The organism is Hymenobacter caeli, from assembly GCF_013294115.1.
Taxonomy (GTDB): Bacteria; Bacteroidota; Bacteroidia; order Cytophagales; family Hymenobacteraceae; genus Hymenobacter; species Hymenobacter caeli.
Genome location: NZ_JABSNP010000014.1, coordinates 67,755 through 94,050 on the forward strand (window position 1 = coordinate 67,755; position 26,296 = coordinate 94,050).

Sequence of the window (26,296 nt, forward strand, 5' to 3'; positions counted from 1 at the left end):
AATTCCCTTCATCTGGGTTAATTGCCCGCGCTGGCAGGCGGGTAGGAAATCCGGTGCTTGAGCCGGTCGAGGGGGGCCTCCAGCCAGGCCCAGGAGGCGGCGGCTAGCAGCAGCAGCAGTGGCGTGAGCACCAGCACAGTGGGCAACGGCCCCAGCAGCCGGGCCCGCAAGTGCTCATCGGCAACTACATGATAAACAGCCCGCTGGTAGAATACTGGCAGCAGTAAGTGGTAGAGGTAGCAGCCGTAGCTGCGCTGGCCCAGCCATTGCAGGGCCGGGTGCAGCAACAGGCTGGGGCGTCGTGGGGTCCGCACGGGCAGGTTCAGTACCCAATTCAGGGTGACAAACGCCGCCACGCCGCCCACGCTGGGGTAAACGAGCAGCCACAGGTAATGGTGGTTGGTAAGGTGGGTGAGGAGCCACAAGCCCACCCACAAGGCCCAGGCCAGTGCGGCCCATTGGCCCCGCGCCAGCCGGTGGGCCCGGGGCCGCCGCTCAATCAGCTTCAGCACAGCGCCGAGGGCGAACAAATCGAGGGAAGCGGGGAGCAGTACCAGCACAAAGTCGGGCCCGTCGTGAGCACTCCAAACGATGCGAAACACCAAGCTGGCCCCGGCCAAGGCCAGCAGCCAAGCGTTGCGCTTGCCAAGTAAGAATAACAACGGGGGCCAGAGCAAGTAAAACTGTTCGTCGACGGCCATTGTCCAGTAGTGGCCCACGCCCTCGCCCCAGTGGTGCATGCGGTAAAACAGCAAGTTGGAAACCGGGAGTAAAAACCAGGCCGGGTACTCGCGTAGCGTAGCCAGGGGCAACAAGGCCCCCAAGGCTAACGCCAGGTAATAAGGAGGAATGATGCGCAGTGCCCGCCGCAGGTAAAACGTGCGCAACGGGCCCCCCCACCGGCCTGGGGGCCCCTGGTACAAGCCTTGCTTCCAGGCGATGCCCGAAATAAGGTAGCCACTGAGTACGAAAAACGTGAGGCGCCCCATTTCGCCCACTGGAAAGGGCGCGAGCGTCCAGTGCCCTAGCACCACCAGCCACACAGCCAGCGCGCGCACCCCGTTTAGGGCTGGGCGGTAGCCCGACGGCAGGCTGCCGGGAACGGTGTAATCGGCAATGGCCGGCGCAAAGGGAACGGTATCAGCCAAAGAAAACGGGACTTGACGGGCGCTGCAAAGCTAAAACGCCAGCAGCGCCGCCGCTTGCTCGCGCAGCAGCTGCGCCAGCAAGGGAGTGGCCAACTGGTTGTCGGCGGTCAGCTCCTTATCGATGAAGGGCAGGCGCACGCGCTGGGGCAGCACGGCCGAGTTGAGGTACATGAGCACGTCGGTGAGGTGGCCCAGGGCCAGGGCCCCGCCCTGGCTGCCCGTACCGAGGCCCACCAGGGCCGCTTTTTTGCCGCGCAGGCCCCCGTGGTACGGTAATGCGTCGATGAACAGCTTCAACACGCCTGGAAACGAGCAGTTGTACTCGGGAATGAGAAACACGATTTTGTCGCTGGCGTCGAGGCGGGCGGCGAGCTGGTTGAAGGCTTCGTGCTTGCCAGTGTTGTGGTACAGGGCGTTTTCCAGCACGTCGGTGGGCAGGTCGGCCAGGTCCAGAAATTGGGTTTCGGCCCCCAGTGTGTGCAGTAAGGACGCGTAGAGGGTAGCCACGCGGCGGGCACGGGAATTGGGACGGTTGGTACCGACGAGCAGGGTAATCAAAGCGGGATGGGAAGAAATGGTACCGGTAAAGCAGTTAAACCGCACCCGCCGCCGTTGGTTGCGCGGCAGAGTCCGGGTGGCCCGCCAGCACTGGTCCAATGCATTGTAGGCAGCCTGCTCGCGGGCCGCGGAGTCATCCTTGTTTTTCGTCGCACAGCGCCAGACTCCCATAGCCGAGCGCCACGAGGCCGTCGGGGCATCGCTGGCCCACGCCGATGAATGTCTGGGCCTTGGTAATTGCTTTTACTGCTTCGCTGGCTTTGCTCATGGCCGCCTCAATGGGCGCGCCCACTTCGTTCATGATTTGCCGGTACATGTCGGCGGTGCCGTATTCTGATTTGTCCGTTACTACCTGCTCCGCCACGCTCGCAAGGCCCCGTGCAGCAAATCGGCCAGTATGCCGGGCGCGGCGCAGCGGAACATGCCCGGGGCCCCGGTAACGCCATGTTTTAAGCATCCCACTTTTTCCAACCCGGCGAGTTGCTGTTCGCGTATTTGCTCGAATTGGGTTCCCAGGTGGCGCTTAGAATAAATTGGGTGAACTGAACAACAACTCTCAATTGCTTCGGGCTATTAAGCGACTGCTAAACAGTTGAAAATAATATATATTATACATAATCTCTTGTTCCACTGGTCATAACCGTTGGCGCAAGGCCCGGAGCGCATAAAAAAAGCGCACCAGTTGCCCGGTGCGCTTTTTTACAAAAAAAGCGTTTTACGCCAGGTTATTCGACGTGGCTTTGGCGGAGAGGAACTCGCGGTTCAGAATGGCGATGTTTTCCAGCGAGATGCCCACCGGGCATTCGGCGGCGCACGAGCCGATGTTGGAGCAGGCCCCAAAGCCTTCTTTGTCCATCTGGGCCACCATGTTCTCGACGCGGGTTTTGCGCTCCACGTCGCCCTGGGGCAGCAGGGCCAATTGCGACACCTTGGCCGACACGAACAGCATGGCCGAGGCATTTTTGCAAGCCGCTACGCACGCGCCGCAGCCGATGCAGGTGGCGGCCTCGAAGGCGCGGTCGGCGATGTCCTTCGGAATCGGAATCTCGTTGCCGTCGGGGGCGCCGCCGGTGTTCACGCTCACGTAGCCGCCCGCCTGGATGATGCGGTCAAAGGCCGAGCGGTCCACGCTCAAATCCTTGTTTATCGGGAAGGAGTTGGCCCGCCAGGGCTCAATGGTGATGGTGTCGCCGTCCGAAAACTTGCGCATGTGGAGCTGGCAGGTGGTGGTGCCCTTCTCCGGGCCGTGCGAACGGCCGTTGATGAATAGGTCGCACGAGCCGCAGATGCCCTCGCGGCAGTCGTGGTCGAAGGCCACCGGGTCATCGCCCTTATGCAGCAAGTCTTCGTTCAGCACGTCGAGCATTTCCAGAAACGACATTTCGGGCGAAATGTCTTTTACCTGGTACTTCACCATGTTTCCCTGCGCGGTGCGGCTGGGCTGCCGCCACACGTTCAGGGTCAGGTTCATCGGTTTAGCGTTGGGGTTGGAACCGGCCATTTTCTCTCTAACTGTTAGCTGTTGGCTATTAGCTGTTAGCTTTTATCAAAGCGGCTAAACCGTTGGCACAGAGCTAACAGCTAACAGCTAATGGCTAACAGCTCACAATAATTATTTGTAGCTGCGCTGGGTCAGCTTAACGTTTTCGAATTGCAGCTCCTCCTTGTTGAGGCGCTCGGGCTCGTTTTCGCCCATGAACTCCCAGGCCGCTACGTAGGCGTAGTTCTCGTCGTCGCGCAGGGCCTCGCCCTCGGGGGTCTGGTACTCTTCGCGGAAGTGGCCGCCGCAACTCTCGTTCCGGTCCAGGGCATCGTCAATCATCAGCTCGCCCAGCTCGATGAAGTCAGCCACGCGGCCGGCCTTCTCCAAAGCCTGGTTCAGCTCCTCGTTGGTGCCGGTGATTTTCAAGTCCTGCCAGAACTCGCGCTTCAGCTTCTGAATTTCGGCTTTGGCAAACGTCAGGCCCTCGGCGTTGCGGGCCATGCCGCAGTACTCCCACATGATGTGGCCCAGCACTTTGTGGAACTGGTCGGGCGTACGGTTACCGTTGATGCTGAGTAGCTTGGCGGTGCGCTCCTGCACCGCCTGGCCGGCTTCGGCAAAGGCGGGGTGGCTGGTGTCCACGGGCTTGGGGGCCGTGCGGGCCAGGTAGTCGCCGATGGTGTACGGAATCACGAAGTAGCCGTCGGCCAAGCCCTGCATCAGCGCCGACGCGCCGAGGCGGTTGGCCCCGTGGTCGGAGAAGTTGGACTCGCCGGTGGCGTACAGGCCGGGCACGGTGGTTTGCAGGTTGTAGTCGACCCACAGGCCGCCCATCGTGTAGTGCACCGCCGGGTAGATGCGCATCGGCAGCTTGTAGGGGTCCTCGTCGGTGATTTTCTCGTACATGGCAAACAGGTTGCCGTACTTCTGGCTCACCGCGTCGGCCCCGATGCGGCCGATAACATCGGCAAAGTCGAGGTACACGGCCAGGCCGGTGCTGCCCACGCCGCGGCCCTCGTCGCACATCTGCTTGGCGTTGCGCGAGGCCACGTCGCGCGGCACGAGGTTACCGAAGGCGGGGTACTTGCGCTCCAGGAAGTAATCGCGGTCGTCCTCCTTCAGGTCGCTCACCTTGATTTCGCCCTTGCGCAGGCGCTCGGCCAACTCTTTGGTGGCGGGCACCCACACGCGGCCGTCGTTGCGCAGCGACTCCGACATCAGCGTTAGCTTCGACTGGTAGTCGCCCGACACCGGAATGCAGGTGGGGTGGATTTGCGTGAAGCAGGGGTTGGCGAAGTACGCGCCGCGCTTGTGGGCCCGCCAGGCGGCGGTCACGTTGCAGTACATGGCGTTGGTGCTCAGGTAGAACACGTTGCCGTAGCCGCCGGTGGCCAGCACCACCGCGTGGGCGGCGTGGTTCTCGACGGCCCCCGTCAGCAGGTTGCGCGTCACGATGCCGGCCGCTTTGCCGTCGGCCACCACCAGGTCCAGCATCTCCGAGCGGGTGTGCAGCTTCACTTTGCCGTAGGCCACCTGGCGGCTCAGGGCCGAGTAGGCCCCCAGCAGCAGCTGCTGCCCGGTCTGGCCGCGGGCGTAGAACGTGCGGCTCACCTGGGCCCCGCCGAACGAGCGGTTGGCCAGCAGGCCGCCGTACTCGCGGGCGAAGGGCACGCCCTGGGCCACGCACTGGTCGATGATGCTCACCGACACCTGGGCCAGGCGGTACACGTTGGCTTCGCGGGCCCGGTAGTCGCCGCCCTTGATGGTGTCGTAGAACAGGCGGAACACCGAGTCGCCGTCGTTTTGGTAGTTCTTGGCCGCGTTGATGCCGCCCTGGGCCGCGATGGAGTGGGCCCGGCGCGGCGAGTCGTGGTACGTGAAGGCGTGCACGTTGTAGCCCAGCTCGGCCAGCGAGGCGGCCGCGGAGGCCCCGGCCAGGCCGGTGCCGACCACGATGACGTCGTACTTGCGCTTGTTGGCGGGGTTGACGAGCTTGACGTTAAACTTGTGCTGGTCCCATTTCTCGGCGAGGGGGCCTTCGGGAGCTTTCGAATCCAGAAACATTATTTCAGGGCTAGCGTGAGGGAATGGACCAGCGGTGCCACGGTCGAAGATAAATGACCCTGGGCATCGGTAAACAAGAAGAAATACAAGGGCATGGCGGCGAAACCGGCCGACACCACCACGGCGAAGCCGTAGCCGACGGCCTTGATGAGCGGCGTGTACTTGCGGTGGTTCAGGCCCAGCGTCTGGAAGCCCGAGCCGAAGCCGTGCCACAGGTGGTAGCCCAGCGAGGCTTGCGCCGCCACGTAGAGCAGCACGTACCACCACTGCTTAAACGAGCTGACGACCAGCGTGTACAGGTCGTCGTTTTGGTTGATGTCCGGGTCGAGCGTGCCGAAGCGGGCCCGCCAGAAGAAGTTGTACAGGTGCACAATCAGGAAAACCAAGATGATGCTGCCCAGGATGCCCATGTTGCGCGAGGTCCACTCCGAGTTTTGCTCCGAGTGGTTAGCCACGTACCGCTGGGGGCGGGCCGTCTGGTTGCGGCGCGTCAGCATCAAGGCTTCGTAGATGTGGAAGCCGAAGCCCAGCACCAGGCCCCACTCGATGGTGCGGATAACGGGGTTGGTGCCCATGAAGTGCGAATACGTGTTGAAGGCCGCACCGTCGTCGTGTTTAAAGAGCTGCAAGTTGCCCACGAGGTGGACCACCAGGAACGTGCAGAGGAACAAGCCCGTGAGGGACATGACAATCTTGCGCCCGATGCTACTGGAAAAAGTTTTGGAAATCCAACTCATAAAACGGTCCGCACGGCGGAAAAAAGTAAATGTGTGCTGCCCAAAGGTAGGGCCGGAGGGACGCCCAGGCAAAAAACCTAACCCTTTCTCTGCCCCGCCTGCCGAAGTGAATCTATCGGCTGAGACAAGCGTTGGCAGCGTGGCGGAACATGTGGATAACCCGCGAGGGTAAAAAAAAGTTAGCTTCGCAAAGCGGTTTATTCCCGACGCTGGCGGGACTTATTTCAATCAACGGCTATGACGGCACTTTTCACTAATTGGCACAACTGGCGGCCGGCGGCAATGGGGCTGCTGCTGGCGCTGGGGGCCCTGCTGCCGGGCACGGCCCGGGCCACCCACCTGCGGGCCGGCAACATCGAAGCCAAAGTGGACACCACCGCCAGCCACAACCCGCGGCGGATATTCTTCCGCATGATTCTTTACACCGACCTGAGCAGCCCCGTGGTGCAGGACACGGTGACTATTTACTTTGGCGACGGTACGGTGCAGCACGCCATCCGGCGGACTACTCCGAATGCCGTGCCGCTGGCCAAAAACCCCGACACCGGCCTGAACATCTACCTGTTCGAGCACACGTACCCGGCCACCAAGCCGTTGTACTTGGTTAGCTTCATCGGCGAAAATCGTAACAAGTCGGTATTGAATATGACCAACTCGGTCAACCAGACCTTTTACATCAGCGCCAACGTTACCATAGACCCCGCCCTGGGCGTAAACCATTCGCCAATTCTGAGGGCCCCAGCTGTCGATAAAGCGGGCCAAAACCAAGTGTTTTTGCACAACCCCGGGGCTTACGATGCCGACGGCGACTCGTTGGCTTTTCATTTGCGCACCAGTCAGCAGTCTGCCGTACCGGGTGCCAGCAATATGCCAGCGCCCACCACCTGCACAGGCTTTGTTTTTCCCCAACAAATACCTGCCAATGCTGGGGCTAAACAAGTAGCCTACAACGGGGTACCGGCTGGTCAGCCCGGGGCATCTGCTATTTTTGTGCAGGACGAGCACACTGGCCAACTTACCTGGAATACGCCCTTGCAGGTAGGCCTGTACAACGTGGCCTTTAACGTGGAAGAATGGCGCAGAACCGAATTTGGTCATCGGCTAATTGGCAACGTGGTCCGCGACATGCAGATTATCGTGGTGGCGACCAACAACCTGCGGCCCATCCTCACCATCCCGCCCGACCTTTGCGTGGTGGCGGGCACTACCGTAACGGGCGCGGTGACGGCCACCGACGGTACGGCCCCCGGCGCGGCGGCCCAAACGCCTGTGACGCTCTCGGCCTTCTCGGGCGTCATTCCGCCGGCCCGCTTCGTGCAAACCGCCACGGGGCCGCCCACGGCCAGCGGCACGTTTACCTGGACCACGGATTGCAGCAACGTGGCCAAGGAGCCGTACTCGGTGGTGTTCAAGGCCCAGGACAGCCCGCCGACCCCCGAGTTCCCACTTATCGATGAGCAGGTGTGGCGCATCACCGTGGTAGGGCCCCCGCCGCAAAGCCTGGTGGCTACGCCCGTGGTGGGGGCCGTGAACCAGGTGAACCTGACCTGGGACCGCTACACCTGCGCCAACGCCAGCTTCATCCGCATCTACCGCCGCGAGGGCTGCCTGGCCTACACGCCGGGGCCCTGCGACACGGGCCTGCCCGCCTCGACGGGCTACGCGCTGATTGGCTCGGTAGCGGCCAACTTGTCGGCTTTTAAGGACGACAACAACGGCGCGGGCCTGGTGCGCGGCAAAACCTACAGCTACCGCATCTACGCCGATTTTCCGCTGCCGGGCCTGGGGGCCAGCCTGCCCTCGGCCGAGGCCTGCGTGACCCTCACCGGCCTGGCGGCCCGCCTCAAAAACGTGGACGTGGACCGCACCGACCCCACCACCGGGCAAATTACCGTGCGCTGGACGCCGGCCCGCGCCGGCCTCAGCCAGACGCTGGCCGCGCCCGCCGGCTACCGGCTCTCGCGGGGCGTGGGCCTGGCCCCCACCACCTACGCGCTGGTGCGCCCGGATCCGTTTGCCCTCACCGACTCGTCGTACGTGGACATGGGCCTGAACACGACGGCCAACCAGTACACGTACAAGCTGGAGCTGTTTTATGCTTCGTCGGCCCAGCCCGGCGCGACGCAAACCGTCGAAACCTCGCCCACGGCCAGCAGCGTGCGCACCAGCGTCGTCGCCAACGGCTTGAATAAGACGGTGGCCGTGAGCTGGACCTACCAAACGCCCTGGGACAACACGGCCCAGCCGGCGCGGGTGTTCCGCAGCGGCACGGGGCCCGCCGGGCCCTTTGCGCAGGTGGGGGCCCCGGCCACCGCGGCCACCGGCGGCACCTTCACCGACAGCGACCCCGCCCTGGTGAAGGGCCAGAGCTACTGCTACTACGTGCTGACCACGGGCCAGTACAACCCCACGGGCTACCTGAGCGGGCTGCTCAACAAGAGCCAAATTATTTGCGCCACGCTGCTCGACCAGCCCTGCGTGCCGGTGCTCACGCTGGCCCCGGCCAACTGCGACAGCCTGGCCGCGCTGCCCAGCTACCCGGACCCCAACCAGCGCTACAGCAACGCCCTGCGCTGGACGGTGGGCAGCCTGCCCACCGGTTGCAACGCCGCGGCCAGCTACTACCGCATCTTCTACCGGCCCACCGCCGACGGGGCGTTTGCGCTAATCGACTCGACCACCGCTTTGAGCTACGTGCACCGCAACCTGCCCGACCCGGCCGGCTGCTACGAAGTGCAGGCCGTGGGCGCGGGCGGCGTGCGCTCGGCCCTGAGCAACGTGGCCTGCCAGACCGAGTGCGTGTTCTTCCTGTTGCCCAACATCTTCACCCCCAACGGCGACAACCAGAACGATACGTTCCAGCCCAAAACGGCCAGCCCGCTGCGCAGCGTGCACTTCCAGGCCTTCAACCGCTGGGGCGTGAAGGTTTTTGAGAACACCACCACTGGCCGCGTCTTCATCAACTGGAGCGGCGGGGGCCCGGGCGAGGCCGGCACCGGCGGCAAGGTGTCCGAAGGCCTGTACTACTACCTGGCCGAGGTGCAGTTTGCCGACGCCGCCAGCACCACCCGCACCTACAAGGGCTGGGTGCAGATTATCCGCTAGGCCGGCGCGGCCCCGGACGAACCTCCCGGGCCTTGAACAAGCAGGAAGAGGAGGCCCCGGGCCTCCTCTTTTTTTTGCCCAACCGCGCTTTTTGTGCAGCTTGCGGCCCCGTTTGGCAACGCCCCCGCCCCCGGCGGGCCGTTCCCAAAATCCGACCAACCCGCTAAATCCGCTAAATCCGTGGTTCAGACCGCCTTTATCTTCCCCGGCCAGGGCAGCCAGTTTCCGGGCATGGCCCGCGAGCTGTTTGCGCAGAGCGAGCCGGCCCGCCAGCTCCTTACCCAAGCCAACGACATCCTGGGCTTTTCGCTCACGGAGCTGATGTTCAACGGCTCGGAAGAGGACCTGCGCCGCACCGACGTGACGCAGCCGGCCATTTTTGTGCATTCGGTGGCCCAGTTCGTGGCCGTGCCCGACCGGGCCGTGGGCATGGCCGCCGGCCACTCGCTGGGCGAGTTTTCGGCCCTGGTGGCGGCGGGGGTGCTCACCTTCGCCGATGCCCTGCGCCTGGTGGCCCGCCGCGCCCAGGCCATGCAGGCCGCCTGCCAGGAGCAGCCCGGCACGATGGCCGCCATCCTGGGCCTGGCCGACGACGTGGTGGAGCGCATCTGCCAGGAAATCAGCGCCGGGGGCGACGTGGTGGTGGCCGCCAACTACAACTGCCCCGGCCAGCTGGTGGTGTCGGGCGCGGTGCGCGGCGTGGGGCGGGCCTGCGAGCAGCTGAAAGCCGCCGGGGCCAAGCGGGCCCTGCTGCTGCCAGTGGGCGGGGCCTTCCACTCGCCGCTGATGCAGTCGGCGGCCACGGCGCTGGGCGCGGCCATCGAAACCACTCCGTTCAGCGAGGCCCGCTGCCCCGTGTACCAGAACGTGGACGGGCGGCCGCACCGGGCCCCAGCCGAAATCAAGGCCCACCTGCTGGCCCAGCTCACGGCCCCCGTGCGCTGGACCCAATCGGTGCAGCACATGGCCGCCGACGGGGCCCTGGAATTCGTGGAGTGCGGCCCCGGCAAAGTGCTCCAGGGCCTGGTGAAAAAGATTGTGCCCACGGCCACCGTCGCCTCGGCGCCGTGAGCAGGCCGTCCGAGCTGGGCGCCGCGCCAGCGCGGGCAAAGTTTGCCGGAGCCGTGGCCGCCGTGGTGGTGCTGGGCTTGTACTGGGTGCTCAGTCAGGGCGGTTTCGGTGGCACCGGCGATTCGTTCAGCTACCTATCTGCGGCCCGTAGCCTGCGCACCAGCGGCCAGATGCTGGGCCCCGATGGGCTTCCTTACCGCCTGTGGGGGCCCCTGTACCCGGCCCTGTTGAGCGTATTCAGCTCCTTCGCTTCGCTTCGCTGCTTGTACGCACTGGCTTTGCTGGGCCACTTATTGCTCTGGAGCCGGGCCGGCAATCATTTGCTGCCTGCCCCCCGGGCTTGGGTATTGCCCCTCGCACTGTCCTTGAGCACGGCCATACTGGTGCCGGCCAAGTTCATCTGGTCGGAAACGGTGTTCTTTTTTTTAGTAGCGGCTTACAGCGGCGCGCTGCTAGCCTGGCTGCGGACCAACAACGGCCGCTGGTTGGGTTGGGCCACACTGGCCGGTTTCTTATTGCCTTTGCAGCGAACTTCCGGGGCGTTTTTATTGCTCGGAGCCGGCGCAGGCCTCTTGGCTAACGCGGCCTGGCGCACGCGCAACCGCTGGCAGTTGGTGGCGCACGGCTTCGTTTGCGCAAGCGGGGCGATGCTCTGGAACATTCACACGGCGCTGGCCGGCCCTCGCGTCGTTAGGGTGCCCGGCGGGTGGTCGATGCTGGCCGAATTGCAGGCCCAGTACGGCTTTGTGGTGCTACGCTGGTTCAGTCCGCTGGCCGCGGGATGGTACGGGGCCCTGCCCTTCGCTTTTTGGGCGCTGGGCATGGTGGGCCTGCTGGCGTGGCTGTGGCCCGCGGGCCGGCCGTGGCGCGTGGGGCTGGCCACCCCTACGGCCGCCCTGCAGCTGTGTTGGTGGCTGACGGTGGCCAATGTGCTGGGCCACGTGGTGGCCGTGACCTACCGGCTAGGCACTGGCGGCGTGCACGACGCTGAACGCTACATGGCCCCGGTGACCGGCCCCGTGCTACTGCTGGTACTGGCCCGTTGGCCCACTGCGGGGGCAGTGCGTTGGCGGCAGGTGCTGAATGGCTGCGTGCTGGCCGCCTGGCTCGGCTACTCGGCCCTGCGCGTGGGCCACAACGTGGCCGAGCTGCGCCACCGCCCGCCCATTGTAGGGCCCCAGCATTGAGGGAGGAAGCTGGGTGCCGGGCGATGGGGGTGGTACCCCGACCCCGGGTTTTGCCGTAGTACCTATTCCCCTGGCCACGGCCGCACGGCCAACTCATCGGGGCAAGCCGCCAGCAGCTCGGCCACGGTTTGGTGCAGCTGCGGGTGCACGGCCGCGGCAGCAATTTCGGCCAGGGGCACCAGCGCAAAGCGGCGCAGCGGCAGGCGCGGGTGGGGCACCGTTAGGTCTTGGCTGTCAATAATTTCGTTGCCGTAGAGCAGAATGTCCACGTCGAGGGTGCGGCTGCCCCAGCGCTCGTGCCGCTCGCGGCCGGCGGCGGCTTCGGTGGCCAGGCAGTGGGCCAGCAAAGCCGCCGGGGCCAGGGCCGTGCGCAGGGCCACGGCCTGGTTGAGGTAGGCCGGCTGGTCGGCCCGCCCCCAGGCGGCGGTTTCGTAAAGGCCGGAAACGGCCACGATTTCGCCCGCTGCGGCCAGGCCGGCGCGGGCCCTGCGCAGGTAGGCGGCCCGGTCGCCGAGGTTGCTGCCCAGCAGCAGGTAGGCCAGGACCGGCGCACTCACGCCTGCCGGGCGAAAAATTCGGCCGTGCGCTGGGCCACCAGGGCCGCCGGCGCGGGCAGCGCCGGGCCGGGCCAGGGGTGGGCCCCGCCGAACATGTGCGTGCCCGCCGGCACCACCAGCAGCTCGGCGGCGGGCTTGGCCTGGCGCAGGGCGTGGGCCGCGGCCAGGGGCACGGTTTCGTCGGCGTCGCCGTGCACGAGCAGCAGGGGCTGGGGCAGGCGGGCGGCCACGTTGGCCAGCACGTCGAGGCGCGGGCGGTGGGCCTGGTAGTCCTCCACAATCTGGTAGTGCATGGGCAGGGGCTGGCCGGTGCGGCTGTTGGGCACCCACAGCTGGCCGGTGCGCCGCCACTCGGCCAGCACCGCCGGGTCCCAGCGCTGGTCGATGTCGGCGATGGCGGCCCAGGTGGCCACGGCCCGCACCCGCACGTCTTCGGCGGCTTTGAGCAGCACCAGGGCCCCGCCCCGGCTGTGGCCCACGAGGTACAGTTGGCGCAGATCCAGCTCGGCGGGGGGCAGGGGCGTGGTACCGGGCGCGTGCAGGGCGTCCAGCAGCTGTCCCAGGTCGTCCAGCTCGATGCTGAAATTGTTGCGGCCGAAGGCGTCCAAATCCTCTAGGTCACCGGTGCCGCCCACTACCAGGCCGTTGTGCGACAGGTTCAGCTTAACGAACACGAAGCCCCGTTCGCCAAAAAAATCGGCCAGCAGCGGGAAATGGCCCCAGTCTTTGAAGCCCTTGAAGCCGTGGACGAACACCACCACCGGCTTGGGGCGGCCGTCGGGGCGGTAGGTGGCGTCGGCGGCGAAGGGGCGGCCGTGGCGCAAGCCGGTGAGCGTGAACGAAGCGTGGACGAGCATGAGCAAAAATGAGGGAAGCCGGGCGGGCCCGGCGATGCACGGCGCGGCCGGGGCCCGCAATTAATGCGTTGGCGGCGCAAAAGGTTTGCCGCGCCGCCCGGCCCAGCCTCGGCCGTTGTGCCGTATCATTGCCGCGCCATGCCGCAGCTTTCTTCCGTTTCCCTCGACCAGATTCAGGCCCCCATCGCGGCCGAAATGGACGAGTTTGAGCACAAATTTCGCCAGTCGATGCGCACCAACGTGCTGCTGCTCGACAAGATTATGGGCTACATCGTGAAGCGCAAGGGCAAGCAAATCCGGCCCATGTTCGTGTTCTTCTCGGCCCGCATTGCCCTGCCCGACGCGGCCGGCCCGCTGCCCGAAGCCACCTTCCGCGGGGCCACCCTGATTGAGCTGCTGCACACGGCCACGCTCGTGCACGACGATGTGGTGGACGAGAGCAACTACCGCCGGGGGTTTTTCTCCATCAACGCGCTGTGGAAGAATAAGATAGCCGTGCTGGTGGGCGACTACCTGCTCTCGCGGGGCCTCCAGCTGGCCCTGGCCCACGACGACTTCGACCTGCTGAAAATCGTGAACAACGCCGTGCGCGAGCTGAGCGAAGGCGAGCTGCTGCAAATCGAAAAAGCCCGCAAGCTCGACATCACGGAGGACGTCTATTTTGAAATTATCCGCCAAAAAACGGCCTCGCTCATCGCCTCCTGCACCGCCGTGGGGGCCGCCTCGGCCGGGGCCGACAAGGAAACCGTGGAGCGGGCCCGCCTCTTCGGCGAGAAAGTGGGCATGGCCTTCCAGATAAAAGACGACCTGTTCGACTACGGCACGGCCGAAATCGGCAAGCCGGTGGGCATCGACATCAAGGAAAAAAAGATGACGCTGCCGCTGATTTACGCCCTCCAGCGGGCCGGCTGGCTCGAAAAGCGCCGGATGATTTTCAACGTAAAAAACAACGAGGGCCACCGCGAGCGGGTGCAGCAGGTCATCGAGTTCGTGAAGCAGTCGGGGGGCCTGGACTACGCCATTGCCACGATGAAAAAGTACCGCGACGAGGCCCTTGCCATCCTGCACACCTTCCCGGATTCGGCCAGTCGCACCTCGCTGGAGCAGCTGATTAACTACACCATTGAGCGGGAAAAATAGCCTTGTACTGGCCGCAGTTTAGCGCGGAGCGCGTAACTGCTGGCCGGGTGACGGGGTGGGTCTGCGACTCACGGCCGCGCAGCGGCCCGGCGGGTTGCGCCGGGCGGGCCGTTCAATTTTGCGAGTTACAAACTCGCCCCATTTACCACCCCGCAGTTACGCGCTCCGCGCTAAACTGCGGGCAGCGCGGGCTTTCTAGCGCTTACCCTTTGGGCTCGGCCACCTGGTAGCTGACGCTGCCCGGGGCCACGTCGCTCACTTTGAATTTTACGCCATCGAAGGTGGCGTCCACTTCCAGGGTGTGCACCATGCCGCAGCCGGGGCATTTCACTTCTTCCTTTTCGTACTGGTCGGTGTCGGCCAGCGAGTCGGCCATCGGGTCGGGGGTGGGTACGCCGAGCAGGTCGGTGAAAACTTCGGTGTGGCAGTGGTTGCACTCAAACTTGAGGCCGACGGCGCGGCCTTGCAATTCGTCGAGGGGGGCGTTCTGGTCGGGCTTCTGGGTAATCCACATGGGCAAGCGGGTTGGTTTTGAAGAAAGGGTAGGGCCCCGGGGCGGGGCTGCGGGGGTGTACGCGGCGGACCGGGAAAAGGGTGGGCCCGCCGCCGCCGTACCTTTGCGCCGCGGCCCAACAGGGCCGTTTGCACGCCATGGCCGACGACAATTTGGGGGCCCGCCCGCCGCGGGCCCTGCCCCAGGTGCCGCGCTGGCAGTCGCTGCGCAACTCGCTGAAGCTGGCGGCCGACCCCCTCGGGGCCCTCGGGGCCATCCACGCCCGCTACGGCGACACGGCCCGGCTCTACATCGGCGGGGTGCAGCCCAGCGTGCTCACCCGCGACCCCGGCCTGGTGCAGCACGTGTTGCAGAAAAACCACCGCAACTACGCCAAATCGGCCTTCACGCTGGGCTTCGCGCGCTACATCGGCCACGGCCTGCTCACCAACGAGGGCCCCGACTGGCTGCGCCAGCGCCGGCTCATCCAGCCCGGCTTCCACCGCCAGCGGGTGGCGGGCCTCACCGGGCTGATGCAGGAAATTGTGGCCGAAACCCTGGCCCCGCTGGCGCAGCAAGCCGCCGCCAGCGGCGGGGCCGTGGCCGTGCCCGCCCACGCGCTGATGACGCGCCTCACGTTCCGCATCATCGCCCGCTCGGTGTTCAGCACCAGCTTCGCCGAGGCCGAGCTGGACCGCCTGGCCCAGCTCATCACCGAAATCCAGGCGTTCTACATCGGCACCATCCGCCAGCCTTATTTCAACTTCTGGCGGCGGCTACGGGGCCGGTTCCGCCGCGCCGATGCCCGCACGGCCGAGCTGCGGGCGCTGCTGGGCCGCTACATTGCCCAGCGCCAGGCGGCCAGCGCCGCGCCCAGGGCCCCCGCCCCGCCCGACGACCTACTGCAAATGCTGCTCGACGCCCGCTACGAAGACACCGGCGAGCCGATGGCCCCCGCCCGGGTGCTCGACGAGGCCCTGATTCTGCTCGTGGCCGGCCACGAAACCAGCGCCAACGCCCTCACCTGGCTGCTCTACCTGCTGGCCCACCACCCGGCCGAGGCACGCCTCATCCAGGCCGAAACCGCCGCCGCGCTCGGTGCGCGGGGCCCCGCCTTTGCCGACCTGCCCCGCCTGGGCCGGGCCCTGTGCGCCGTGCAGGAGACCATGCGCCTCTACCCGCCCGCCTGGATGGTGGACCGCGTGGCCCTGGCCGACGACGACTACCAGGGCCTGCGCATCCCCAAAGGCACGCTGTTTTCGCTCTTCCTCTACGGCCTGCACCGCGACGCCCAGCATTGGGACGCCCCCGCCGAGTTCCGGCCCGCCCGCTTCGCGCCCGACGCGCCCCGCCCGCTGGTGCCCTTTGCCTACGCGCCCTTTGGCGGGGGGCCCCGCCTGTGCGTGGGCCTGCAATTCGCCCTCACCGAAATGCAGCTGGTGGCGGTGGAGCTGCTGCGCACCTTCGACGTGGAGTGGCCCGAAGGCCAGCCGCCGGTCGTCGAGCAGCCGCTCATCACCCTGCGCCCCCGCGGCGACTTCCAGGTGCGGCTGCGGCTGCGCCCGGCATAGCCGGTTGTTGGACGAGTACATCCCCCACATTGCCGTGCTAAAGCGCTTCAACGGCAATTTAGGAATGGATACCGGGCTACCTGTTTTACCGAAAAATAACGTCCAACCGCACTTCTATTTGCGTAGCCGGGTCGTTCAGGGTCCCGTCGGAAATTACTTTGGGAGGGGTTCCGGGTAGGAAAAGCACGATGGTTCGTACCGTTGGTATCACCAACCAAGCTGACTGCACCCCGCTTGGAAAATATAAATGCCGAATTTTGTTCGCCAGAAAATCGAACGATTGCGTCGGTGATAAGATTTCGATGGCCGTAATGGGCGGGTTTGGGTAACGAATAATGTCCGCTTCCCAATCGTAAGCCAAGCGCGGCAAAATGGCTACGTCGGGCTTCAACCGTCCGCCGCTCAGCTCAAATTCTAGTTCGGGCAGGATGTCGTATTTTTCTTCGTAAGGAAGCAAGGCGGTGCTTATGCGGTGAATTAACCGGGAGTAGTTCAACGACATAGCTTTCTCCAGAACGATTTCGGTTTCGATAATCTCGATGGCTTGCGTTTCCATAGAAAGTGCTTTTTTCAAAGATAGTGTGGCCTACCCTGCCAAATGGTACGTCAGCACCGGCGGGAAGGCGTGCGTGGCCACGGTTTCGGCGATGCTGGCGCGCAGGAAGTGGCTCAGGCCCGAGCGGACGTAGGTGGGGATGACCACCAGGTCGGCCGCCACGCGCTGGGCGTAGGCCTCGATGCCGGCGCTGACCTGGCCGGCGTCTACCTCGGCCGCCAAGCAGTTGGCGAGGCGGTGCTCGTTGGCGAAATCCTGCATCTGCTGCTGGGCCACGTGGCCGTCCGCGCCCGCGGCCACGTGCAGCAGGTGCAGCGTTGCGCCGGGGAAAGCGGCTTGTACCTGGCGCAGGCCGTCGAGGGCCCCGGCGGCCTCGCCCGAAAAATCGGAGGGAAACACAATGTTACGCACGGCGAAGTCGGCCGCCGGGTGCTTCACGGTGAGCACCGGGCAGGGGGCCAGTCGGATGAGGCGCTCGGTGGTGGAGCTGACGAAAAAGTGTTCCACGGCCCCGTGGCCGCGGGCCCCCATCACCACCAGGTCGGTGCCGAGCCGCTGGACGGCCGCCAGGATGCCGTCGCCCACGCGGGCCATTTCCACCTCGTCGTGCACCGGCACGCCGGGGGCCAGCTGGGCGGCCTCGTCGCGCAGGGCGTGCAGGCGGCGCTTGGTGGCCTCCATCAGCTTGATGACGAAGATTTCGTCGATGCTGTGGCCGCTCACCGGCCCGCCCACAGTACTGAAGCCGCCCGCCGCGCCTTCGGCCGCTTCCAGCACGTGCAGCAGCGTGAGCTGCCCGCCCGTGTGCCGGGCCAGTTGCACGGCCACGCTAAAGGCGTGGTGTGACTCGGGGGAAAAATCGGTGGCAACCAGGATGTTTTTCATGACCGAAACGAAATAGGGGTGGGTGGGAAAATGGCCGTATCAAACCCCGGCCGTGGACAACGGCCGGGGTTTGATTAGTAATATACTGCGAATATTTCCCCGTCCTCCCCGCGTGCTTTTCGGCCGTGGTTCCCGCCTATTCTTTCAATAATTTGTCCACTTCCTGGTTGAAAGCGGCCGTTTCTTCGGCGTAATACTTGCCCGTGCCGGGGCCCGAGAAGCCGGTGTGAATCTTGCGCACCGCGCCTTTCTTGTCGATGAACACGGTGGTGGGGAAGCCCAGGAACTTGGCCAGCTGCGGCATCGACTTGGCCACCGAATCCTTGTTCGACACGCCGGCCACGGCCAGGTCGTAGCCGATGTGGTAGCGCTCCTTCAGCTTGCGCAGGCGGGCGGCGGCCCGGTCGTACTCGGGCATCCGCTCGTAGCCGAGGCCGATGATTTCGACGCCGCGCTGCTTGTTTTTATCGTACCAGGGGGCCAGGTAGGCGGTTTCGTCCATGCAGTTGGGGCACCACGAGCCCAGCACCTGCACCACCACCACCTTGCCCCGGTACTTGGCGTCGGTGGGGGAGATGCTGCCCTGCGCGATGCTTGGAAACTTAAAATTCAGCCGCGACTCACCCTTGCGCAGGTAGGTGAGCGTGTCGGCGTCGGGCAGCTTGGCCTTAGGGTCGAGGGTGGCCGTCCAAGTCTCGTGGCCCGATTTGCCGGAGTAAAAGTCGCCTTTTATATCTGAGAAAGCACCGTTACCGTGACTAGCATCTTTTGCATCGAAAAGGAAGGCATGACTTCCGTCAAATGTTGATAAAAAAATGTGCGAACCGTCTTCTCGGCCCACTATATTGCCCGCTAAATATCGGTAGTCTCCAGTTGAAGTTAAAAACGTTCCTGTGTAGTTCTTGCCGGTGTAATCAAGGATACCAACGGCTCGGTACGAATTTCCTTTTTCGTCTTTAAATAAAACCTTCAGAGTGATATCTTTTTGTCCGCCAGACACTCTAACTATAAACTTTTTTTCGCCACTATCATCATCAGCAAATAGCGGCTGCGCGCCCGCCGAGGCCACCAGCGGCACCCTATACGGTCCCTTGGCGTCGTACTTCACCCACGTGCCTTTGAGCTTGCCGGCCCCGTCGGCCCGCACCACTAGGGCCGCGTCGAACACGTGGAGCTTGATGGTGACCGAGTCGCCGGCGGCCGAGATTTCGGGGCAGCGCAGGCGTTCCTCGCCGTTCAAGCCCTTGTTGATGAGGTACACCACGGGCTGGCCGGCTTCGGTTTTCACCTCGAACAGGAACGGAATTTTCTGGCCTTGGGCGGCCAGCTCGCCGCGCCAGGGGCCCGGGGTGAGCAGCGCGGCGGCCGGGGTGCCGGTGGTGGCGGCGGTTTCGGTTTTAGTGGAATTTCCCTGGCAGCCCGCCAGGCTGAGTGCGGCCCCGGCCAGCAGGGCGAGCGTGGTATTCTTCATGGTGACAAGTAAAAAACAAAGGTGAATCCCGCACAACCCGGCCCGGGCCGGGTAAGTTAGAAGAACAAGCGCAGCGGGCTTGCCCCCCAATAAAAAACGTCTCAAACAGGCCGTCATGCCGAGCGCAGCCGAGGCATCTCGCGTGCGGCAGTAACTCAATCGGAGCAACGAAGCACGCGAGATGCCTCGGCTGCGCTCGGCATGACGGTCCTTTTTTGCTGTCCGAGGCCGAGCGCAACGGCTAAATAACGGCCAATGGCCGGATTAGGCGTTCCCTGATGGGGATGCTACATTTGCACAACCACTCTCATATACTCTTCTTATGGCTTTTGACCTGGAAATGATTCGCGGCGTGTACGCCGGCATGGGGGCCCGCATCGAGGCGGCCCGCGCCGCCGTGGGCCGCCCGCTCACCCTCACCGAGAAAATTCTCTACGCCCACCTCTACGGCGGCGACGTGAAGCAAGCCTACGAGCGCGGCGTTTCCTACGTTGATTTTGCCCCCGACCGCGTGGCCATGCAGGACGCCACCGCCCAGATGGCGCTGCTCCAGTTCATGCAGGCCGGCAAGGCCACGGCCGCCGTGCCCAGCACCGTGCACTGCGACCACCTCATCCAGGCCAAGGACGGCGCGACGGAAGACCTCGCCGAAGCCAATACCGAAAACAAGGAAGTGTACGACTTCCTGGCCTCGGTGTCGAACAAGTACGGTATCGGCTTCTGGAAGCCCGGCGCGGGCATCATTCACCAGGTGGTGCTTGAAAACTACGCCTTTCCCGGCGGCATGATGATTGGCACCGACTCGCACACCCCCAACGCGGGCGGCCTGGGCATGGTGGCCATTGGCGTGGGCGGCGCGGACGCCGTGGACGTGATGGCCGGGATGCCCTGGGAATTGAAGTTTCCGAAGGTGATTGGCGTGAAGCTGACCGGCAAGATGAGCGGCTGGACCTCGGCCAAAGACGTGATTCTGAAGGTGGCCGGTATCCTCACCGTGAAGGGCGGCACCGGGGCCATCGTGGAGTACTTCGGCGAAGGTGCCGAGAGCCTGAGCTGCACCGGCAAGGGCACCATCTGCAACATGGGCGCGGAAATCGGGGCCACCACCTCGGTGTTTGGCTACGACGAGAAGATGGGCGACTACCTGCGCGGCACCGGCCGCGCCGAAATTGCCGAAGCCGCCGCCGCCGTGGGGGCCCACCTGCGGGCCGACGACGAGGTGTATAACGACCCGGGCAAGTACTACGACCAGCTCATCGAAATCGACCTCAACACGCTGGAGCCCTACGTGAACGGCCCTTTCACGCCGGACGCCGCCTGGCCCATCTCGGAGTTTGCCGCCGCGGTGCGCGAGCACGGCTGGCCCGAGAAGCTGGAAGTGGGCCTCATCGGCTCCTGCACCAACTCGAGCTACGAGGACATCACCCGCGCCGCTTCCATCGCCGCGCAGGCCGTGAGCAAGGGCCTGCACGTGGCCGCCGAGTTCACCATCACGCCCGGCTCGGAGCTGGTGCGCTACACCGTGGCCCGCGACGGCCTGCTCGACACGTTTGCCGAGATGGGCGGCGTGGTGCTGGCCAACGCCTGCGGGCCCTGCATCGGGCAGTGGGCCCGCCACACCGACGACCCCAAGCGCAAGAACTCCATCATCACGAGCTTCAACCGCAACTTCGCCAAGCGCAACGACGGCAACCCCAACACCCACGCCTTCGTGGCCTCGCCCGAAATCGTGACCGCCTTCGCCATCGCCGGCGACCTGACGTTTAACCCCCTCACCGACACGCTGCCCGGCACCAACGGCCCCGTGCGGCTCGACGAGCCCCACGGCGTGGAGATGCCCCCCCGCGGCTTTGCCGTGGAGGACGCCGGCTTTCAGGCCCCCGCCGCCGACGGCAGCGGCGTGCAGGTGCTGGTGAGCCCCACCTCCGACCGCCTCCAGCTGCTCGAGCCCTTCAAGCCCTGGGAAGGCAAGGACATCACCGGCCTGCGGGTGCTCATCAAGGCGCAGGGCAAGTGCACCACCGACCACATCTCAATGGCCGGGCCCTGGCTGAAGTACCGCGGCCACCTCGACAACATCTCCAACAACATGCTCATCGGGGCCACCAACGCCTTCAACGGCGAGGCCAACTCGGTGCGCAACTTCGCCGTGCAGGGCGACGGCTACGCCACGGTGCCGCAGTCGGCCCGCGCCTACAAGAGCATGAACGTGGGCACGGTGGTCATCGGCGACGAGAACTACGGCGAGGGCAGCTCGCGCGAGCACGCCGCCATGGAGCCCCGCCACCTCGGCGTGCGGGCCGTGATTGTGAAGAGCTTCGCCCGCATCCACGAAACCAACCTAAAGAAGCAGGGCATGCTCGGCCTCACCTTCGCCAACAAGCTCGACTACGACCTGATTCAGGAAGGCGACCTTGTTGACATCCTGGGCCTGGAAAGCTTCACCCCCGGCCAGCCCCTGCAAGCCCGCCTGCGCCACGACGACGGCGACACCGACCTCATCACCCTCAACCACACCTACAACGAGGGCCAAATCGCCTGGTTCAAAGCCGGCTCGGCCCTGAACCTAATTCGCCTGAAGGAAAGCGGCGTGGCGGTGTAACGCGGTTAATTGGTGGCTTATCCAACCGCGGCCGTCTCAGTTCCTGGGGCGGCCGTTGTGTTTCTGTGCTCTGCGTATATTTTACTCGCAATCTATGGAAAGTGTAAGCTTTCTGTAAAACCTAAATTTTTAAAAGCTTCATTTAATCAGGTAGTGCCATGAGTCTGAAATTCAACCTTGATAATTTACAAAGCAAAGCCCGTGAACGGACTGTCAAAACTCAGAGCATTGAATATGATTTAGAGACATTAGTTAAAAAGATAAACCAAAACATAATTAAGCTTGATCCAGATTACCAAAGAAGACACCGTTGGACTGCTGGAACTTCTTCAAAACTGATAGAAAGTCTCATATTAAATATACCTATCCCTATTGTATATTTATCTTACGATATTGATGTTGACGCTAATGAAGAAGGAGCGCGGTATTCAGTGATTGATGGACAACAACGACTTACTGCAATTGCAAATTTCTTTGATAATAAATTTGCTTTAGAAGGTCTAGATATTCTAGATGATTTAGACGGGTGCTTTTATCGTGATTTACCACCATTTCTACTACGTCGCCTTGAAGACAGGACAATCAAGTGCCTCCGTATTGATTCAACAGTTGATCCCCAGGTTAAATATGATATTTTTGAAAGACTTAATTCTGGTTCAGTGAGGCTTGAATCTCATGAATTAAGAAATGCTATTTTACGTGGTCCTTTTAATAATATATGCAAAGAACTTTCTGAGGATCTTAACTTTAAGAAATTATTGCAAATTCCGTTGAAAGGTTCTGATAAAAATTCAAAAGTTCAAAAAATGGAAGATGTCGAACTTGTTTTAAGATTTTTTTCATTAATAAATGATAATTATAAAAATTATAAAAAAGCCAAGGGTAAGCAGTTTAAGGATTTTCTTTCTGAAAGCTTAGACGCTAAAAATCAACTTTCAGAGCAAGAAATGCGTAATTATGCTAGTTTGTTTAGAAAAACAATGGATATTATCATTAACTCATTTGGTGAACTAGCTTTCGCTAAATATAAATACGAGGGTTCTAAATTAATAAAACAATCGAATTTTAATGCAGCAGTTTATGATGCATTAACTATCTCTGTGGCAGCGGAAATAAATCTTGATAAACCTAAAATTAATCCGAAGCAAATTTCAGGTTTTAAAAACCTTTTTAAAGATTCTTCTTTCTATGAATATCTTATTGGTTCTAATTTAGATAGCTTAAAACTAATAAGCCGTATTGATATGGCACGTGAAGTGTTTGTGTCATGAGTACGTTTGTCAATGCTGGCCTTATTTCGTTAAATAAAAGGTTCAACGAGGTTGATTTAATACTTAAAGAGGCAGAAGTTCATTTTGATAAAAACGAACCTCTTTATGATGCTTTGTGCAGATCAGCTCAAGTCCTTCTATCGGCGCATTTTGAAGGTTATTTGAAAGACCTTATTAAAAATGCACTTGATGATATTAATAATTTTTCAAGTTTCAGTGCTTCTAGTCCTGGTTTGCAAAGGAGACTTTGTGAGCATTTTGTGATTAGTCCTAATGAGGATAGAAATTCTAAAGTTAGTAATGAGAAAATAAAAAAGTTACAAGAAGTATTGAGTGGTTTAGATATAAAATTTAAAAAAGAATATTTTTCCTATGATGAAAACGCAAATCCTAAAGCAACTATATTAGACAAATACGCTGAAATGTTTGGTATAAAAAACTTCTTTAATCAATTAAAAAAATCGCGATTAGATTTGGTATTTTCAAATACTAAATCAGACAATGATATTATTTGCGTTGAGGTTGAGCAATATTTACTAATATCAACTATGATGTTTCCTTACTCAACGGAAATTAATTTTTTAGGTATAGATGATACTAAAAGCGCTTCTTTAACGCTTTGGGATGATTTCTTAAGTGGCGTTCTTAAAAGAAGACATGATATAGCACACGGTAGAGAATTGGAAAATTCTGTCCATTATTCTGTTATAGAAAGTGATATTATAAAAATCAGACTTTTAGTTTATGCTTTCACACTATTTGTCTGTATAGTGGCTAATCCGGTGTCTTAAATATTATTGCTACTCCAGCAGCAACGCTTCCTCCGCGGCCAGGTACCGCATCCGGTAGCAGTTCATGGCCGTGGTGCCGAGCAGTTCGATGAGCTTGTAGTTGGCCAGGGCCCCCACGGCGGCCCCGATGACGGGCACCAGCTGGGCCATTTTGGCCAGGTCGATGTAGTCGCGGTACTCTTGTTGGAAGGTGCGCCAGTCGAAGTCGGCGGCGTCCGGGGGCAGGGTTTGGCAGTAGGCGTTCCAGTCGGCCAGGCGCTGGTAGGTGGCGTTGCGGGTGTGCTGGCTGCTGAAGGCCAGCTGGAACACGTAGAGCACGTAGAGCCGCTCGTGGTAGTCGCGCACGTCGTAGCCGTAGAGGGCCGCCGTGTCGAAGAGCAGCTTGATTTTGAAGCCCAGCAGCAGCGGGAAATCGGCCAGGCCGAGCAGGAAGCCGCCCGCGCCCGTCACGGCCCCTTCGGCGGTGGCCATGGTGCCGTAGTCGCGGATGCGGGCCCGCACCTCGGCTTCGCGCCGGGCCAGGGGCGCGTCGGCCAGGGGCCGGCGGGTGGTGTGCGTGCTGCCAAAGAGCACGCCCCGCACCATCTGCCTGATGGCCGCCGTGATGGCCCGGTGCACCCGCTCGGGCAGCAGCGCGTTGAGCCGTAGCTGCACCCGCCGCGCGAAGCGGTCGAGCCGCGAGGGCGGCCGCTGCATCTGCTGCTGCCAGGTGTGCAGCGCGGCGTGGGGCGGCGTTTCGGGCGTTGTGGGCGTCATAAGTTTGGTAAATAACGGCGCTGCCGAAGTTACTATAGAACCTGCTGGCAACTTGCTGAAAGCCTCTCACGCAGTGTTGCGGGGTGTAAAAGCGCAGTGTTTCGCGGTGTTTTTCGTTCAACGACACCGCGAAACACTGCGCTTTTACACTGCGGAACACTGCGTGAAATTCCTATGAGCAAGCCCCGCACGGCCCCCCGGCTACCCCGGCTCCGCGACGCCCAGGGCCCCCAGCGGTTCCCGGTACTTCTGGTAAATCACCCGCAGGTCGGCGTTGTGCCGGGCCGCGTCCACGCCGGTGCTCACGTTGCGGGCGTGGAAGCGGTGGAGGTGGCTGACGTGCGGGCACACCACGGGCAGGTGCCCGGCCAGCAGGAAGCGGACGTACAAATCGAGGTCTTCGGCCATCGCCAGTTCGCCGTCGTAGCCGCCCACCTGGTCGCACAGGGCCCGGCTGTAGCACACGTTGCCCTGGAGGAAGTGCTCGGCCCGGAAGATGGCCCGGAGCATGGCCGACGGGCTGTCGAACGCCCAGGCGTAGTAGTCCTCGCTGGGTAAATATCGGCCCTGCTCGTCCACGCGCAGGAAATCGGCCACGAACCAAGGCCGGCCGGGGTGGGCCTTAATCTGGGCGGCGTAGTGGAACAGGGTGCGCTGGAGCAGGAGGTCGTCGTCGTCGAGCGGCACGAGCCAGGCGTCGGGCGGCGCTTGCCGGATGAGCTGGTTGCGGGCGTGGCCGGCCAGCTGCCGCCCCGGCGCGTGCCAGTGGCGCAGCGGGGGCCCCGGCCGGGCGGCGGCGTCGCGCAGGTAGGCGGCGGTGCCGTCGCGCGAGCCGTTGTCGAACACCAGGTGCTCAAAGGAGAAGTCGAGCGGGGCGCTGATGCTGGCCCGGACGCTGGCCACGGCTTCGGGCAGCAGCGCCCGGCGCTGGTGGGTGGGGGTGATGACGGAGAAGTGCATAGGAAGGCATTGTTCGGGCGGGGCGGCCCGAAGGTTGCGGCGGGGCCCCGGGGCCGGCGCGGGGGTTGGCCGGTTTCTGCCTTACTTGCCGCTTCATTAGCTCCTCACTCAGCCCCCGCCCACCGCGCCATGTCGCCGCAACAACAACAACCGTCGCCTGCTTTTATCGGTGCTTCCTGGGTGGCCCTGCTGGCGGGCATCGGGGCCTTCCTCGTGGGCCTGTGGAACGCCACGATGGGCCTCAACGAAAAGGGCTACTACTTCACCATCCTCATGTACGGGCTGTTCTCGGCCGTTTCGCTGCAAAAAAGCGTGCGCGACCGCCTCGAGGGCATCCCCGTCACCAACATCTACTACGGCCTGAGCTGGTTCTCGACGCTGCTGGCCGTGCTGCTCCTGGTGGTGGGCCTCTGGAACGCCACGCTCACGCTCAGCGAAAAGGGCTTTTACGGCATGTCGTTTTTACTGGCCCTGTTCGCCGCCATCGCCGTGCAGAAAAACACCCGCGACGCCCAGCGGCCGGGCCCCGTGGGCGGCCAGCTCTAGAGCGCGGCCACCTGCGCTTCCCGCGCTTCGCGGGGCTTTTGCACGAGGTAGTAGTAGAGCAAAATGCCCAGCCCGACGAGGAACGGCACCAGGGCCAGGTGCTTGCCGTTGATGCCGGGGGCCACCACCAGCGCGTCGAACCTGAAGAATTCGCTGGCCATCCAGTACGAGTTGGCGGTAATCCAGCACACGATGGCCAGGTTGTGGGCCAGCTCCGACTTGAGGCCCCGGGTGCGCCAGGCGATGACGATGGCGATGCCCAGCGTGGGCGCAATCATCAGCAGGCCCAGCGTTTTCCAAATCATGCACCAGCTGATGTCTTTGAGCAGCCAGAACAGGATGTGGGTGTTCTCCATTTTCCGGTACGCGGCCGGGATGCTGTACACTTCTTCGGGGGCGGGCATGGCGCGGGTAAAAAACCAAAGGTAGGGGCCCCGGCCCCGCATCTGCCGCCGCCCAAACGCCGTACTTTCTTCCCACCCCCGAC

The 26,296-nt window shown here is 62.5% G+C and carries 24 protein-coding genes; 9 read left to right on the forward strand and 15 right to left on the reverse strand.

Annotation, left to right across the window (positions count from 1 at the left end):
- Positions 1 to 17: 17 nt before the first annotated feature.
- The 6 genes from HNP98_RS14710 to HNP98_RS14735 all read right to left on the reverse strand — a co-directional run bounded on the left by HNP98_RS14710 (position 18) and on the right by HNP98_RS14735 (position 5,990).
- Complete coding sequence (locus HNP98_RS14710; protein ID WP_173810906.1) at positions 18 to 1,148, reverse strand: acyltransferase family protein; 1,131 nt, start codon at positions 1,146 to 1,148, stop codon at positions 18 to 20.
- Between the two features lie 30 nt (positions 1,149 to 1,178).
- The gene (locus tag HNP98_RS14715) at positions 1,179 to 1,706 is read right to left on the reverse strand and encodes an NADPH-dependent FMN reductase (protein ID WP_173810908.1); all 528 of its coding nucleotides are present in this window, start codon (positions 1,704 to 1,706) and stop codon (positions 1,179 to 1,181) included.
- A gap of 133 nt (positions 1,707 to 1,839) precedes the next feature.
- The gene (locus HNP98_RS14720; protein ID WP_173810909.1) at positions 1,840 to 2,070 is read right to left on the reverse strand and encodes a hypothetical protein; all 231 of its coding nucleotides are present in this window, start codon (positions 2,068 to 2,070) and stop codon (positions 1,840 to 1,842) included.
- A 351-nt stretch (positions 2,071 to 2,421) separates the two neighbouring features.
- Positions 2,422 to 3,177: a succinate dehydrogenase/fumarate reductase iron-sulfur subunit gene (locus HNP98_RS14725; protein ID WP_173810982.1), complete on the reverse strand. Its 756-nt coding sequence runs from the start codon at positions 3,175 to 3,177 to the stop codon at positions 2,422 to 2,424.
- Positions 3,178 to 3,318: 141 nt separating this feature from the next.
- A complete protein-coding gene (locus tag HNP98_RS14730; protein ID WP_173810911.1) occupies positions 3,319 to 5,253 on the reverse strand; it encodes a fumarate reductase/succinate dehydrogenase flavoprotein subunit in 1,935 nt (644 codons plus the stop codon).
- Complete coding sequence (locus tag HNP98_RS14735) at positions 5,253 to 5,990, reverse strand: succinate dehydrogenase cytochrome b subunit (protein WP_173810913.1); 738 nt, start codon at positions 5,988 to 5,990, stop codon at positions 5,253 to 5,255. Before HNP98_RS14735 ends, HNP98_RS14730 begins: the two co-directional genes overlap by 1 nt.
- Before the next feature lie 237 nt (positions 5,991 to 6,227).
- Between HNP98_RS14735 and HNP98_RS14740 the strand changes: the two genes are divergently transcribed.
- The 3 genes from HNP98_RS14740 (at position 6,228) to HNP98_RS14750 (ending at position 11,353) form a co-directional block, all read left to right on the forward strand.
- Complete coding sequence (locus HNP98_RS14740; protein ID WP_173810915.1) at positions 6,228 to 9,095, forward strand: T9SS type B sorting domain-containing protein; 2,868 nt, start codon at positions 6,228 to 6,230, stop codon at positions 9,093 to 9,095.
- 180 nt (positions 9,096 to 9,275) lie between these two features.
- On the forward strand, positions 9,276 to 10,166 hold the full coding sequence (gene fabD, locus HNP98_RS14745; protein WP_173810917.1) for an ACP S-malonyltransferase: 891 nt from the start codon (positions 9,276 to 9,278) through the stop codon (positions 10,164 to 10,166).
- Entirely contained in the window at positions 10,163 to 11,353 is a 1,191-nt protein-coding gene (locus tag HNP98_RS14750) for a hypothetical protein (RefSeq protein ID WP_173810919.1), read from the forward strand. Before fabD ends, HNP98_RS14750 begins: the two co-directional genes overlap by 4 nt.
- Before the next feature lie 62 nt (positions 11,354 to 11,415).
- On the opposite strand, the gene folK is transcribed toward HNP98_RS14750, so the two are convergent.
- A complete protein-coding gene (gene folK, locus HNP98_RS14755; protein WP_173810921.1) occupies positions 11,416 to 11,910 on the reverse strand; it encodes a 2-amino-4-hydroxy-6-hydroxymethyldihydropteridine diphosphokinase in 495 nt (164 codons plus the stop codon).
- On the reverse strand, positions 11,907 to 12,767 hold the full coding sequence (locus HNP98_RS14760; RefSeq protein ID WP_173810922.1) for an alpha/beta hydrolase family protein: 861 nt from the start codon (positions 12,765 to 12,767) through the stop codon (positions 11,907 to 11,909). The genes folK and HNP98_RS14760 overlap by 4 nt, the downstream gene beginning before the upstream one ends.
- A 138-nt stretch (positions 12,768 to 12,905) precedes the next feature.
- Here HNP98_RS14760 and HNP98_RS14765 point away from each other — a divergent pair, with 138 nt between their 5' ends.
- Entirely contained in the window at positions 12,906 to 13,907 is a 1,002-nt protein-coding gene (locus tag HNP98_RS14765; protein WP_246275148.1) for a polyprenyl synthetase family protein, read from the forward strand.
- A gap of 202 nt (positions 13,908 to 14,109) precedes the next feature.
- Here HNP98_RS14765 and HNP98_RS14770 read toward each other — a convergent pair whose 3' ends face one another.
- Complete coding sequence (locus HNP98_RS14770) at positions 14,110 to 14,421, reverse strand: hypothetical protein (protein ID WP_173810924.1); 312 nt, start codon at positions 14,419 to 14,421, stop codon at positions 14,110 to 14,112.
- A 137-nt stretch (positions 14,422 to 14,558) separates the two neighbouring features.
- On the opposite strand from HNP98_RS14770, the gene HNP98_RS14775 reads away from it, so the two are divergent.
- Positions 14,559 to 15,971, forward strand: coding sequence for a cytochrome P450 (locus HNP98_RS14775; RefSeq protein WP_173810926.1), 1,413 nt, complete (start codon positions 14,559 to 14,561; stop codon positions 15,969 to 15,971).
- An 85-nt stretch (positions 15,972 to 16,056) separates the two neighbouring features.
- On the opposite strand, the gene HNP98_RS14780 is transcribed toward HNP98_RS14775, so the two are convergent.
- The 3 genes from HNP98_RS14780 to HNP98_RS14790 form a co-directional block, all read right to left on the reverse strand.
- Positions 16,057 to 16,527, reverse strand: coding sequence for a Uma2 family endonuclease (locus HNP98_RS14780; protein ID WP_173810928.1), 471 nt, complete (start codon positions 16,525 to 16,527; stop codon positions 16,057 to 16,059).
- A 30-nt stretch (positions 16,528 to 16,557) separates the two neighbouring features.
- Positions 16,558 to 17,412: a universal stress protein gene (locus HNP98_RS14785; RefSeq protein WP_173810930.1), complete on the reverse strand. Its 855-nt coding sequence runs from the start codon at positions 17,410 to 17,412 to the stop codon at positions 16,558 to 16,560.
- Between the two features lie 136 nt (positions 17,413 to 17,548).
- Positions 17,549 to 18,883 (reverse strand): TlpA disulfide reductase family protein, encoded by a 1,335-nt coding sequence (locus HNP98_RS14790; protein WP_173810932.1) that lies wholly within the window; start codon positions 18,881 to 18,883, stop codon positions 17,549 to 17,551.
- A gap of 322 nt (positions 18,884 to 19,205) precedes the next feature.
- Here HNP98_RS14790 and HNP98_RS14795 point away from each other — a divergent pair, with 322 nt between their 5' ends.
- From HNP98_RS14795 to HNP98_RS14805, 3 genes are all read left to right on the forward strand, one after another.
- Positions 19,206 to 21,485 (forward strand): aconitate hydratase, encoded by a 2,280-nt coding sequence (locus tag HNP98_RS14795; RefSeq protein ID WP_173810934.1) that lies wholly within the window; start codon positions 19,206 to 19,208, stop codon positions 21,483 to 21,485.
- A 158-nt stretch (positions 21,486 to 21,643) separates the two neighbouring features.
- The gene (locus HNP98_RS14800; RefSeq protein ID WP_173810936.1) at positions 21,644 to 22,756 is read left to right on the forward strand and encodes a DUF262 domain-containing protein; all 1,113 of its coding nucleotides are present in this window, start codon (positions 21,644 to 21,646) and stop codon (positions 22,754 to 22,756) included.
- Positions 22,753 to 23,547 (forward strand): HEPN domain-containing protein, encoded by a 795-nt coding sequence (locus HNP98_RS14805; protein WP_173810938.1) that lies wholly within the window; start codon positions 22,753 to 22,755, stop codon positions 23,545 to 23,547. Before HNP98_RS14800 ends, HNP98_RS14805 begins: the two co-directional genes overlap by 4 nt.
- Before the next feature lie 9 nt (positions 23,548 to 23,556).
- Here HNP98_RS14805 and HNP98_RS14810 read toward each other — a convergent pair whose 3' ends face one another.
- Positions 23,557 to 24,303 carry an EcsC family protein gene (locus HNP98_RS14810; RefSeq protein ID WP_173810940.1) on the reverse strand — a complete coding sequence of 249 codons (747 nt, stop codon included), beginning with the start codon at positions 24,301 to 24,303 and terminating at the stop codon, positions 23,557 to 23,559.
- Positions 24,304 to 24,504: 201 nt separating this feature from the next.
- Positions 24,505 to 25,263 (reverse strand): glycosyltransferase family 2 protein, encoded by a 759-nt coding sequence (locus HNP98_RS14815; protein ID WP_173810942.1) that lies wholly within the window; start codon positions 25,261 to 25,263, stop codon positions 24,505 to 24,507.
- A 129-nt stretch (positions 25,264 to 25,392) separates the two neighbouring features.
- Here HNP98_RS14815 and yiaA point away from each other — a divergent pair, with 129 nt between their 5' ends.
- The gene (yiaA, locus tag HNP98_RS14820; protein WP_173810944.1) at positions 25,393 to 25,809 is read left to right on the forward strand and encodes an inner membrane protein YiaA; all 417 of its coding nucleotides are present in this window, start codon (positions 25,393 to 25,395) and stop codon (positions 25,807 to 25,809) included.
- Here yiaA and HNP98_RS14825 read toward each other — a convergent pair.
- Entirely contained in the window at positions 25,806 to 26,213 is a 408-nt protein-coding gene (locus HNP98_RS14825; protein ID WP_217425785.1) for a hypothetical protein, read from the reverse strand. The genes yiaA and HNP98_RS14825 overlap by 4 nt on opposite strands.
- Positions 26,214 to 26,296 lie beyond the last annotated feature (83 nt).